The 12,815-nt window shown below is 55.2% G+C and carries 8 protein-coding genes; 1 reads left to right on the top strand and 7 read right to left on the bottom strand.

The features are described from left to right. Positions 1–101: 101 nt before the first annotated feature. Positions 102–1,547, top strand: a complete 1,446-nt coding sequence (locus NA78x_RS20605; protein ID WP_425614259.1) for a hypothetical protein — start codon at positions 102–104, stop codon at positions 1,545–1,547. Between the two features lie 521 nt (positions 1,548–2,068). Here the strand turns inward: NA78x_RS20605 and NA78x_RS20600 are convergent. The 7 genes from NA78x_RS20600 to NA78x_RS20570 form a co-directional block, all read right to left on the bottom strand. Then, positions 2,069–3,547 (bottom strand): DUF1254 domain-containing protein, encoded by a 1,479-nt coding sequence (locus NA78x_RS20600; protein WP_425614258.1) that lies wholly within the window; start codon positions 3,545–3,547, stop codon positions 2,069–2,071. A 316-nt stretch (positions 3,548–3,863) separates the two neighbouring features. After that, on the bottom strand, positions 3,864–5,012 hold the full coding sequence (locus tag NA78x_RS20595; RefSeq protein WP_425614257.1) for a response regulator: 1,149 nt from the start codon (positions 5,010–5,012) through the stop codon (positions 3,864–3,866). Between the two features lie 13 nt (positions 5,013–5,025). Continuing rightward, positions 5,026–6,171, bottom strand: coding sequence for a sensor histidine kinase (locus tag NA78x_RS20590; RefSeq protein WP_425614256.1), 1,146 nt, complete (start codon positions 6,169–6,171; stop codon positions 5,026–5,028). Continuing rightward, positions 6,161–8,068 (bottom strand): AAA family ATPase, encoded by a 1,908-nt coding sequence (locus NA78x_RS20585; RefSeq protein WP_425614255.1) that lies wholly within the window; start codon positions 8,066–8,068, stop codon positions 6,161–6,163. Before NA78x_RS20585 ends, NA78x_RS20590 begins: the two co-directional genes overlap by 11 nt. Before the next feature lie 220 nt (positions 8,069–8,288). Further along, entirely contained in the window at positions 8,289–8,483 is a 195-nt protein-coding gene (locus tag NA78x_RS20580) for a hypothetical protein (RefSeq protein WP_425614254.1), read from the bottom strand. 205 nt (positions 8,484–8,688) lie between these two features. Next, the gene (locus NA78x_RS20575) at positions 8,689–10,665 is read right to left on the bottom strand and encodes an ATP-binding protein (protein WP_425614253.1); all 1,977 of its coding nucleotides are present in this window, start codon (positions 10,663–10,665) and stop codon (positions 8,689–8,691) included. Between the two features lie 236 nt (positions 10,666–10,901). Then, on the bottom strand, positions 10,902–12,809 hold the full coding sequence (locus tag NA78x_RS20570; RefSeq protein WP_425614252.1) for a UvrD-helicase domain-containing protein: 1,908 nt from the start codon (positions 12,807–12,809) through the stop codon (positions 10,902–10,904). Positions 12,810–12,815: the final 6 nt, after the last annotated feature.

Below are 12,815 nucleotides of genomic sequence, written 5' to 3'. Positions count from 1 at the left end.
TATTTTTCGCATTGGGGGTTGTCGAGGTCAGCCGGCGTTCTGTTCGCCTCGCTGCTCGTCTCGCACAAACGAACTCACTATCACCATCGAGGAACCTGCCGATGTCCCTGCGCTCTTGGGTCCATTCATTTTTTCCCCACAGCACTCGTCGAAACCGCAAGGCTCGTCGTTCTCGTATTGAATCTACGGGTACCCGGTGCAATTACCGGCCTCGCGGCGAATCGCTCGAAAGCCGCCTGAATCTCGCCGGCAACGTGGTGGCCTATGTCGCGGGAGCTAATCTCTATGTTACGGGCGACAACCTCGCGAATGAGGTGCGGATTGAGGGAGTGACCGCGGGCACGGTTGAAGTGCAAGGTGCGAATCTCACCAAGGTAAATGGCGTTGTCGGTGGTGAGTTTACCGCCCGCAACATTCAGAACATCTTCATGGAGATGGGCAACGGCGACGACAAAGCCACTTTCGTGCTGACTGACGTCAAAGGCCTGCTGCGATTCAACGGCGGCAACGGGCACGATCAACTGTTATTCGGCGAAGGGAACAGCGGCACGAATTCGTTCGGCAGCCTGGCCGCGACGATGGCAGCGGGAGACGATGTGATTGCGGTTGATCTCGCGGAAACCAGCTTCCGCGTGCCCGGCACGGTCGTCATCTCGAATGGTGAGGGGTTAAATAATACTTTCCTGGGCGCCGTGAATACGGTGGTGCTGGGGACAACCAGCGTCGCAGGCGGAGGACTCGCCGATAATGTCCAGATCGGCACCGAAACCGCCACGGTCACCACGGGCTTGCTCAGCGTGAGTAGCGCCAATGGCGACAACCAGTTCTATCTGCAGGCGCAGACGGCCGTCGTGAACGGCGGCATTTCCCTACTCGGCGGCACTGGTGCCGACAGCAACTACGTTGGTGTCTTCACCGGCGACTATACGATTAAGGGTTCGATCACTGCCTCGCTCGGCAATGGGCAGAATCTGCTGTGGATTGGTCCCGATGAAGTGGCAGTGACTGGCGCCGTTACGTACGTCGGTGGCACAGGGAGCGATACCTTCCAACTCGAGGTAGAAGAATTCGATACGCTGGCGGTTACGCTGGCGCTGGGAGCCGGCACCAATGCCGTGTACATGGACAACTTGCTCGGCGCGACGATCGTTCGTTCGAGCTTAACCATCACGTCGCAGGGAGACACGACGTTCAATTGCGCCGGTTTGGATGTGCGTGGCGCCACCGTGGTGACCACAGGCAATGGCACGGACCTGCTCCAACTCGATAACTCGCGCTTCCGCAGCGTGATGACGATTTCAACCGGCGGTGGCAACGACCGCGTCCTGTTGGAACGGGCCTTTGATGACGGGATTAGCACCCGCTTCGACAGTACGCTCAGCATCGACTTGGGCGCAGGGAACGACGAGTTGGCCGCCGGCCTCGACGCCAACGACTTTGTCACGTTCGCTCGTTTGATTGCGAACGGCGGCTCAGGTACCGATACCCTGACCAATAGCCCATTCAACGTGTTTGTTGCCCCGCGAACGGTGCTCTCATTCCCGTAAACAGTACGCGCACGACGTTTTGGTTGTAGTCGATAGTTATCAAAAATCTCAACCTGGCAGCCCTCATGTCTGCCAGGTTTTTCGGCGTGTCTTCCTTGATAAAGCTAGGCCTGGGCCCATTGGCGGTCGGCATCGAAGACTTGATCTCCGCCGCAGCTTGCTCGATCGTTAGCCGCGCGAACTAGCACTGTTCAAGATGGCGCAGCTTCCGCAACTCGTCATAGACAAGTGGAAGCAAGCCGGCCGCCGCGGTGCGATCCGCAGCCGAGGTGCCGAGCAATCGCCGGACGTCGTTGGACATAGAACTCAACACTCCAGGCAGGCAGGGATGTCCAGCGATTATCCCTCAGCAGTCGCCGCGCGGCGAGTCGGGACGACACCCACGACCGGTTCAGCAACTCGACATTAGAGACGTCGGCAGTACCAGCACACGAAGATGCAAGTCTTGTCTGTCCAATAATAAAGCCCTTCGAAGTTCTCGCGGAAGTGGCTGCCACGTTAAGCTGGCCGGTGCTGTTCACCTACTTCACTTGCTGGATACCGGGTGGCTGCCACGAGCCTTCGCCAGCCGGGAGGATCGATGGCGCCTCCGTCTTCGGCCAGTAGAGACGCATGACGAGGTAAATGGTGTCGTTGGGGGCGGGAAGCCAGTTGCTTTCCTTGTCGGCGCCGGGACTGTCTTTCTGGATATACAGCGTGAGCGAGCCGTCCTCGTTCTTCTTCAGCTCTGGCAGCATCGGCGAGTTGATGAGGTAACGATTGATCGGATTCTTAATCAACAGCTGACTCTTGCCATCGTACATCGTCACCGACCAGAAGGCGTTCACTGGCGGAAGCTGCCCGGCGGGGAACGTGATCGTGTAGTTGTGCTTGCTGCCATCGAGCGTTTCCCCTGTGGCGTCCACGCGCGTGTAGGGATAAACGGCTTCAATGGCATCGTTCCCGTAAAGCCCGCCCTTCGACGCTCCGGCACGCTTGAGCCAATCGCCCTTGTAAAAGTTAGCGTCACCAAAAATGGCTCCCACATTCCAGCCGTTGATGTGCTTCATGCCACCGCTGAGGAACTTGTCGACCTTGTTGTCTCCCTCCTTCATTCCGAACATGACGGCGGCCTTGTGTTCGAGCGAGAGGTCCTTGAAGTCGAACGTCTTGCCCGGACCGATGCCGATCGTCGCGAGCTTTGCGCGGATGTCCTTGTCGGCGGGCGTTTCGGGCACGAACTGCAGCGCGGCGTCGAGATACTCGTAGAAGTTCGTCTTAATCCCGGCCGTGGTGGCCGGGAGGAAATCGATTTTCGGTGCGGCGGGCGGGGCTGGTTGTTTGAGGAAGGCCGACAGCGGTTGCACCTTGTAACCGGCCTGCACTTTCTCCACGTTCGGCATATCTTCGGCATTGAAGAGTTGGGTGCGGAACAGCGTGAACGCAAACGGCGTAGTGGAAGAAAAGACCTGCTTGATTCCCTCGGGCTTCTCGCCTTTCCAATCGGGGCCGACGATAAGGTAGTCACCAGCATCGGGGCCAGTCGCACGGCTGCCGATGTAGCCATAGTTGTAGGTGTTGCCGTCGATGAGTTGCACGGCGTAGTAGCGCTCTTTTTCCACCGCCGGGACCGAGACCACCATCGGCTCGGCCCGTAGATCCATCCAGCAGATGGAATACGGCGTGTCGCTGTTCGGCGTGATGACTGCCGTGTCGGCGGGAGTGGCGACATGGTGCTCGTTCTGCAACTCGTTGAAGCTCGCTTTGAACTGCCCCGAGTTCTTGTCCACGGCGAACTCTTGCATTACCGCATAGTTCATCACCAGCGGCAGTCCATAGATGAACGCTTCCTCGGCAATGGCCTTGGTTTCTGCGATGCCGGGCACAGCGATCCCCGCTTTCTTGTCGGCTTCAGCGGCGGCGGAGATGGGATCGTTTTTCTTCGCACAGCCAGCGAAGAAGGAAAGAGAAACCGCGCCGGCCAGCACGATGTGGAAGAGTGTTCGGTTTGGCAGGTTCATGTTTGTGCTTCTCTTTCGCTATCAACATATTTGCTGAGATTCAGCCTTTGATCTTCAGCTGACCTGGGGATCTGCGCCCAGAATGCCGTTTGACTGAACCTGGCGGAACAGTCCTCAAGCGAGCGTAACTCTAGTCCGCACAATAAAAAAGCCCCTCGACATATTCGTCGAAGGGCTTAATTTGGGGAAAAGTCGGGGTGACTGCCCTTCGTTTGAACCGCTGATCGCTGCAATTGTCGATGCGGCGCTTTCCCCAAGTGCCGAAACCGTTGTGACGCAACGAGTTATTCAACTTTCAGCATGAGCGTCCGTCACCCTATCTCTCCTCGCTGCGCTCGTAAAAACCGACTCGAGGTGAGCCGACGAACTGAATTTCCCCTCGCTCTCGAAGAGATTTCAGAAGCCGATATGCAGTTTTGCTGGAGCAGCCAAACCGTTCGACAATGTCGGGGCCTTTGAGCCGACGCCCCATCTGGATTTGCTGCAAAATCCACTCGATGCGAACGTCGTCATCGGCGTCGCGCAGCACATCCGTTGTCGAATCATAGACAGCCCGATTGTGGACACCGGGAATAGGCACATCATGGACATCATGGACACGCGGATTATGGACATCATGGACAGTTCTATTGTGGACATCTCGCCCGGGAACATTGTCCATGATCGCGCCCAGGACAGATGATTCGCCGTCAATGACACGGACCCTGGGTCCGAACTGGTACCCGGCCCCGCGATTGTGAATGACGTCGGATCCATCGGATGTGATATTCTGATTTGAAAGAACCTGGCTGATGTTCGTGCGAAGTCCTCGAATCGCTCCCGCAACACTAGACTCTTTGATCTGAGCTGTTTTCGCGAGTTCTTGGCCCGTCAATGACATGTACGTTCCGTTCAGATGGCGTTCCCTTAGAGCATTGAGAATTATCCACCGTGTCGCCGATGGTTTTCTAGTACAAATTGAGGCCCCACAGATCTCAACGCGATCAGTGAAGAAGACCATCTCAGCGCCAGGAAATTGCCTCGTCAACGCCGATTCCGTGCGCGGTGCAGTAGGATTTCCCAAAACCTTCCGAATGACGCAAGCAAGCGTTCGCCCTTTGTTCGGGAACGGCTTGGCGATAAATTCTCTGGCGCCATTGGCCAACAACTCGGTACTCAGGTCGAGGCAATCCGCGCTGTATCCGGTCATCACGATCACAGGAAGTTGGCCATTTCCTTTTAGGTGCTGAATGTAGCGCAGCAAATTGCTTCCAAATTCCGTATGGGCGCCACCGCGGTTGGGTTTCGCCGGGATTTGCAGATCGAGCAGGACGTAGTCGTAAAGATTCCGCTCGAGCAGCCATTGGGCATCATGCTGGTTCGTCGCGATGTCAAAAGCGTGGCCGAGCGAAGCGAGAGTATCTGCGACTGAATCGCTAATTCGTTCGTCGTCGTCGACGATCAGTGCATTTACCTTGATGTTCATGCTGCGACCGCAGTTAACGACTGACGAGTGGCAATGTCAATGTGACGGTAGTTCCCACGTGTTCCTGACTCTCAAACTCCACCGTACCACCATGGGCCGCCAGATTCCGAGCCACGATCGGGAGACCGTAACCGGTGCTTTCTCGCTTCGATTTGTTACGGCGGCCCGGAGTAAGTAGTAACGGCGCGTGGATTTCTTCCTCCGACATTCCTTGACCATTATCGCGGGTGACAATTCGTACCCGGTCGCCTACCAGAGCTGCAGCGATTTCAATTCGTCCTGCTCGAAGTTCAGTGCCAACTGCAAATGACTCGAAGGCATTCGTCACGACATTTGCGACCGCGATTACGATTTGATGGCGCGCCATTTCAACCACAATCGATTGGGGCACTTGGAAATCGACCTCGACTGAATCGGGATCAAACTTCGACTTTCGCAAGTTTTCACATGCCATGCCGAATGCATCGGCGACGACTGCAGCTAGCCGTTCCGGCCGCCGCTCAAGAGGAATTGGTTGGGCGAAAATGCCCATGTCTTTGATCGTCGATTCAAGAAAATTCAGATCGTTACGGACTTGGTTTATTGTTCGCTTTGCTTTGGCAGTGGAGTTTGCCTCCCGCATTAAAGTGCGGCAGTTGCACGTAAGATGCGTGAGAATGCTACGGATGTCGTGGATCATTGAACCGACCAACAGTTCGCAGTATCGCTCCGCCAGGCGAAGAGCTTTCGTAGCCGCCGGCTTTCCGTGAGAGGATTCAATCGCCCGCAGATGTTGACTGACTTGGTCGGCTGATCTACGGGTCTTCCCTATGGCACGGTCATCCTTCGTGCGACGGCCGCTTGCTCGCTCGAAGGACCCACGCACGTAGTTATTGGTGTCCGCGGCAAATTGCGCCGCAATCCGGTCGAACACTCCGGTAGGCACGAACGGAAGAATATCGGCAAGAGCAGCACGAACCTCCCACTTGGGGTCCGCGACCAGAAAATGAACGAGTGCAACGGCGTCCTGATTCGCAGTACCGGCTGCAAACGCGTCGCGCAAGAGGTGAACGAGGTCACGACGTTGCGGCCAAGGAAGCAAGTCTCCCTTTTGTTTCAGTAGCGACAAAGCCTCGCGAAAGGTAAGTTCACTAATATTCACAGTCGAATTAGTAGGCATATCGGCGCTTCCGAGCTTTGAATGCATCTTCACCACCCTCCAGTAGCGTGACGATCTCAGTCTTGCACTGATCGACTGTTCCCTCATTTGCCATGCGCGCACTCGTCCCATCTGACTCGAGCACAAATACTCGTTCCGCATTACCCAGAACCGGAATGTTGGGGTTATGGGTGTTCAGGATTAATTGGCGGCGACACTTGACCTTACGAATGCTCTCTACCACGGCTTCGTAGATGAATCGGTTATCCAGGTTGTCTTCAGGCTGATCGATCAGCAGAGGATTGTCGCTGTCGAGCAATAGGATTGGCAAAATCGTCGTACACTTCTGGCCGGTTGATAGGGACAGCGAATCCTTGTACGTTGCGCCATCCTTTAGTTCAATGCGAGGCAAGTCGGAGAGTTCGACGGCCTCCAGTTCGAATAGGAGAGGCAAGTTGCCAAGCGCGGTGACGACCTTGTCCGCCTGCTCAGGGTTCACAGTAGCTTTGTCGATCAAGGTGCCTGCATCGCATCGGCGTAGTGCAGATACCAGCTCCGCAGGACAAAACGCGTCGACTAGCTTTTGCGCAACGATTCCGGATTTGAGCCGAGCTCCTTTCAACGCCTCCTCGACCTTCTTCTGGTACAGCTCGGTATTGCCAAACTGCGAGATACTGACGCGAATCGATGGTAAAAGATGCTTGTTGATACGCTGCACGACTTGAACGCGTATCGCAAAGCGCTCGTCTCGGAGTTCCGACAATCGTACGAGCAATGCATCGCGTTCACGTTCCAAGGCGATCAATTGTTCTGTGAGCTGTTGCCGCTGGCGGCTTTTCACCAAGAGATCATTGCGACGTCGTTCAAGTTGTGATCGCTCAGCGACCTGGCCTTGTGCTTCTTTGTGTTTCTCAATCAGCACCCGGAATTCCATCTCTTGCTGTCCATGTGCTGTTACCAACTGCCGCCCAAACTCCGCGATTGAAAGTTGCACTGCCTCAATCTTGTGTTTGATGTGAGAAGCCTGTAGTGAAATCTGCTCTACACATTGACACGCCTCGTCAACCATCTCATCGATGATCGCCGTATTCGGTGCAAGGTCGTCGGTCTCCTTAAATACAGCCAGCAGTTCTTTAAAAAGTAGACGATAACTGTCATTTGCCTTGTCACTCGCATTGCTCATCCTTTCGGAGAGAACTTGCAGCATGCTTGTTGTATCAGTAACGATTCGCTGCTCTCGGTCGCGGCACGACTTTAGCCGATGCGCGCGGTTAATCTCCTCCGCATCGTCACCACCGATTTCCGCGAACTGCTTGAGGCGTTCCTCGACTCCCGTGAGTGTGCCAAGCTCTTCCGACATCGCAGCAATTTGTGCCTGTAGTGGGATGATCTGACTCGCGTTCGACGCAAGCGCAGAGACCACTTGCTGAAGGCGGATCTCTATTTCGGCAATCTCATCGGCCTCAAAGTTGTCCAGGAGTGCGAGCTGCGACATTGTGCAGTCGGCAATGCCTTCGATCTGGTTCTGGCTGTAGATATCCGCGCGGAAAACACTACCCCACTTGATTGAAATCTCAGTGGGCACTCGCTCGGCCGTCAAAACTAGCGGTCTTTCCCCAGCGGATCGACTGATGATGTACGACAGACCGTCTTTGGTCTCAACCGTTACCTCGATCCGGCCGCCGGCTAGATTTCGTTCGACGAGAGACTCCAGCCGCCGCCGTTCGGCGGGTTGGTCGCTTCGACCAGACACTTGGTCCAATGCGTAGCGAACAAACTCGAGAACAGTGGTTTTGCCCGTTCCACGGGCGCCGATGAAGCAATTCAATTGGTCGCTCAGTTCAAACCGAGCACCATCTAGGAAACCATTGACGACCGCGATCGTGCGAATCCGATGTGCCGGAGCGTTTGCGTTCATGGAAAACTCCCCAAGAGTTGGAAATGCGGCTTCGGAAGCGCAAACCGATATCCCGTCAGGAACTAGCCAAGCAACGGCGTGGCTCGCGAGCGTGGAGGACTGCGCTATGGTGTGGCGAGAAGCGCCACTGAAGTCTTAGAAACCAAGCATTACGGAGCTAGGAGGCCGGTCGCCACCGCACTATGCGGCTTCGGTGAAACGTGTACAAGTGTATCGCATGCTAGCACTTTGTCAATTGGCGGCAAATGTTTTCTATTCTGTCGCCAGCTGCAACACCCAAAGCTGCAACACCCAAAGCTGCAACACCCAAAGCTGCAACACCCAAAGCTGCAACACCCAAAGCTGCAACACCCAAAGCTGCAACACCCAAAGCTGCAACACCCAAAGCTGCAACACCCAAAGCTGCAACACCCAAAGCTGCAATGGAACTCGCACCTCTCGTAATTTCGTCAGCCCTCTGCCGGTGTCAAGCTCTAAAAGTTGGAACCTGGGCCTAAACTTAAAAACGTGAACTCACCTGAAATTGATCGGACTTCATTTAACGAATTGCACGACGTAGCCACGTGGGCTTTTTTCCTGGAGCAGTGGCTCCTCTTGGAGTCGAAATGCCCTGAAAGCCGCTACGCCTTTTTTCGGGCACGCTTTTTCTTTGGTTTGGCCTCCGGCTCGTCACCTTCAAACAGCGATTGCTGCTTTCCTTCTCCTAAAACGCGGTTCACAAGCTCGGCCCCGGAAATTCCACGATAACGTTCAGAAACAATCTCGTTTAGCCGAAAGAGTCGGTTCTGAGCCGTGCGAACTAGCTGGCCGAAACTGCATGGAACGATTCTCGCCGCAGTCGGATTTTCTCCAACGGTCATGGGACGCAGGTTCTTATCGACCTTGTCGCCGACAACGAACGCTTGGATGAAGGGCTCTCCATCGAGTAGCTGACAATTTAGTAGATCGTTGACGTAATTCTGAGCCTGCTGAAGATGTTTGAGTTTGATGACCGCGTCCCCCTTCTTCAGCTCAATCAGAAGAAGTCGTTGCAGGGAGACGATGGTGGAATCCTCGCTGAACTCTTCGGTCCCAACAAGAGAAACCGTTGCATCCTTCAAAAAGATGAGATCGGGGCGTTGGCGGGGGTGGGCGATTGCGGACTCATCGATCGCTTTCTTGAACACCTTCTCTGCAGCGCGGCGGATCGTGACATTAGAGCTGAACATGGGCGAGTCATACTCTGGCCCGAATAACCACCGTGCCTGCGTTACCAGTGGGTGGATCGAATGTAGCTCGTCCGCTTTCGGGTCGCCCATGAGCTTCGAGAGAGCCTCGATAACCGATATACGCCGATCCAATTCGTCGAGAACCGCCATTGCATCGCGTAGCGTCCAGTTATCGAGCAAATTGTTGATGAGATCGACGTCTTCCGGCGAGATCGTCGCTAACTTCTCCAGCAGGGCCATTCCCGAACGGGATTTTTCCAGATTAACCGCTGCCTTAACCGCAGTGGAGAGGACATCGACGTTGAGCAAGGGATGTTCAGTTGTCATTTGCTCGACGAATTCGTTAATTTCAATTCGCGCCAGTGGCTTCAGCTTCACGATTTCGTCCCGATTCTCGCGTAGTGCAAGGACCTTGTTCTCCTGGATCTTGTCGGCCATTAATCGGTTTACGAGCAAGTCGACGTATTTCTGTATGGCTTCCGCCATTCGCTCAATCCGCGGTGACCGTTTGAAGCCGGTCCAATCCTGTTGCACTTCATCAAAGAGATCGTCAGATTGTACGACGATTAGGTGTTTGTTCGCGACAGACGTTCGACCGTCGAGGAATGTCACGCCATGCAATCCCCAATTAGGTTCGCCCACGAGCCTGCCGCCGACCCAGAAAGCGACGCCGTGAGAAATCTTCCGCCTCTTCGCACCTTCGACGGCCTTGCATTCGACCGTTACGACGGTCATCGGATCTACTCGGACCTCTTCTTTGGCGATCGTCGGATACTCCTCCAGCGTGATCGGCGTGTCATTCACGTAGATTTTGAACTGTGGATCGTAAAGAAAGCTCAATGACAAGGAGTCCCGGAGCTTGTCGACGGTCGGAAGGTTGTACGTTGCGGTTGTCCACACCTTCGTTCCGTGTTGACTGATCGCGATTGGTTCATCGCCGACCAAATCGAACGCGGATTCTCCGCTGCTCGGCTTAACAGTGAATCTGTGACCTTCCTTCGCAGAAAAGTGCTTTGTCTCGACCGTGTAATCTGGTCCAAAGCACAAAAGGCCGTGGCGCCCAATGCCATTGCGGCCGTACGCCCGGCGTTTCCAATCTTTACGTTCGGGTGGGAACTCAGCCCACTCACCTTGGTGCTTGACGCGGTTATAGCCGAGTTTCATCCAGCGATTTCGGAATTGCTCCGGACTAATTCCGACGCCATCGTCGGATACCGCGACTACTCCGCCAAGCTCGTCAGGGATTTCGATTTTCACAACCGACGACCCCGCATCCCAGCTATTCGCGACCAATTCAGATAGCGCAACGTCGGGCTGCTGCGTGACCGCGCCGAGGGATCGGACAAGATACCCCTCTTCGAACAATGAATGTTGAATGTTTTCTGCCATCCGGTTATTCCTTTGTGGCATCATTTCCTGAACTTTCAGCGCCGTGAACAGCCCGAGGAGTCTACGGCGAAAACGACTTCTAAGGCGATCCTCACAATGCCAGTGCGATTGCCATTATCGTCATGGGCACTTCGCCACAATAGCGCACATGACGCAGATCATTGTCGTTGCTTGGCTCCCGACATTCAGGAATAGATTCTGTTTCTGCCTCGTATCCCGTGGGAACGGGAGCGTCATTATTCGGCGGTAGATATCTGCTCTGCCCTGACGCCCGCCTGTTCGAGGAGCGCATACAACTCCCCGATGGCCGCTCGCGATTGTTTCTCTGGCGTTCCACCCTCAGTACGGGGACGGTATTCCGAAAACGTGAATACCACTGTTTTGATTGCGCGGGAGAAGGCGACAAAGAAACCGCATTTCTCCTCATCGGGCGACTTGCGAAAGTTCCAGAGCGAGGAGTCTTCCAGCCCGACGAAAACCACCGTGTGATACTCCAGGCCTTTGCTCTTATGAACCGTCATGATCGGAATCGAATTAGCGCCCTCTAGGTCATTGAGCGCTTCCAGCCATGACAGCGGCTTCAAGATTCTCATGGAAAGTTGTTGAGCAACTTGATCCAGCAGTCCGGCCAGAAATGTTCCTTGTCGGTACTGCGGGAATGCCTGTTTGACAGCTTTTTCACCAAACAACTCAAGGATCTGCTTGAGCACCTTTGTTACGCTCTCGATATTCCCGTCGGTCACTTGAACCAGGTCGCCGACCAAACGCCGGGCCGACGCCAACTTCCGCTCTACACTCTCTGCGGTGCGACTTCCCGCTTCGATCCCCCACAATTCCAAACACGTCTCCATCACTTCCGTCCAAGCTTCCGGACTACGCGCTGAGATGGACAGCCGCAAAAACTGAAGCACAAGGTTGATGCCAGGCTCTGCCAGCAGATCTTGCAGGTCCCTCTCGACTCGAGCTGCGATGCCACGACCGCCGAGTTCTTCAATCAGTAGTTTTGAATAGCGGTCGTTCCAAGTCCGCATCAAGATGCACACGTCAGCAGGCGCAGTTCCCTCGGCCTGGATGACACCAGCCAGATATTCAGCCAAGTGGCGTGCTTCGGTTCGATGGTCGGGATACAGAAAGGCCCGACACTCGCCGCCTCCGTCCTTTGCTTGGCGATGGGCTTGTGGGAGCACAGCGCCCGGTTCCAGGGCAGCAATCAGATAGTGCTGAATTCGGACCAGGTCGGGAGCCGAGCGGTAGTTCATGGCAAGCTGGTGATGCTTCGCCGAGAAATCCTGTTGGAAATGTTTGAACACGCCATCGAGAGCGCCAGCCCAGAGCATAATCCGCTGCTTGGGATCGCCAACAGCGGTCATGCTGCTCGCAGATCCCTTGAATGCTGCCAACGTCAGGTCGTACTGAATCCCGGTCGTATCTTGGAACTCGTCCAGGAATACAAACTGATACGTCGCGCGAAGCGCTCGTAACACTTTGGGATTATTGCGGAGCATCAACTCAGCCAATCGACCCATCATGGTGAAGTTCAATCGCGAGGCAGTTCCGCCAAATAGAAGAACCCTCCACACCTCCGCAGCGAGACGTTGTTGGTCTGATCCTGCGTTCGTCACTTCTACGAGCTTTCGACCCACGACTTGGCGATCAAAAAAAGCCTCTTCCGCTTCACTGCGGATGAGCGCCTCCACCAGGGAGGACGCCGCAGGGGCCGCCACGTTAAGCACCTGACGCACCTTCACGGCGCGGTCGAGATCAAGCTCAATGCCGTAGTCCTCTGTTGGACGATGGGTGGCGGGAAGACCGGCCAGAAACCGGTCGATTAAACTTTTCGCAAAGGAATCGTAGGTCATCGAGTCGAACCGTCGCGCCGCTTCGTGACCGCAACGTTTCCGCACTCGGCGGCGAAGATTACTGGCTGCATCGCGTTTGAAACTGATCGCCAGAATGCGTTTTGGCGCCGGGCACAACCCTGTCTGAAACAGAAAGCACGCACGCTGGGCCAAAAGTTCGGTTTTTCCTGCGCCAGGTCCGGCGACGATAATCCCCGAGGACAAGTCGCGGACCGCCGCATCCGCCGCCGGTTCTAGACCGTCGATCTCGATGGGGATCCAATTCTCGGGAGCAATTAATCGCATCGCAGA

The organism is Anatilimnocola aquadivae (assembly GCF_049819085.1).
Taxonomy (GTDB): Bacteria; Planctomycetota; Planctomycetia; order Pirellulales; family Pirellulaceae; genus Anatilimnocola.
The sequence above is the reverse complement of the archived record's forward strand: the minus strand, read 5'-3'. Positions and strand labels throughout refer to the sequence as shown.

What these genes read in the sequence shown, in the direction of transcription:
- NA78x_RS20605 (WP_425614259.1), top strand. Translation starts at nt 102, where the DNA reads ATGTCCCTGCGCTCTTGGGTCCATTCATTTTTTCCCCACAGCACTCGT.
- NA78x_RS20600 (WP_425614258.1), bottom strand. Translation starts at nt 3,547, where the DNA reads ATGAACCTGCCAAACCGAACACTCTTCCACATCGTGCTGGCCGGCGCG.
- NA78x_RS20595 (WP_425614257.1), bottom strand. Translation starts at nt 5,012, where the DNA reads ATGAACATCAAGGTAAATGCACTGATCGTCGACGACGACGAACGAATT.
- NA78x_RS20590 (WP_425614256.1), bottom strand. Translation starts at nt 6,171, where the DNA reads ATGCCTACTAATTCGACTGTGAATATTAGTGAACTTACCTTTCGCGAG.
- NA78x_RS20585 (WP_425614255.1), bottom strand. Translation starts at nt 8,068, where the DNA reads ATGAACGCAAACGCTCCGGCACATCGGATTCGCACGATCGCGGTCGTC.
- NA78x_RS20575 (WP_425614253.1), bottom strand. Translation starts at nt 10,665, where the DNA reads ATGGCAGAAAACATTCAACATTCATTGTTCGAAGAGGGGTATCTTGTC.
- NA78x_RS20570 (WP_425614252.1), bottom strand. Translation starts at nt 12,809, where the DNA reads ATGCGATTAATTGCTCCCGAGAATTGGATCCCCATCGAGATCGACGGT.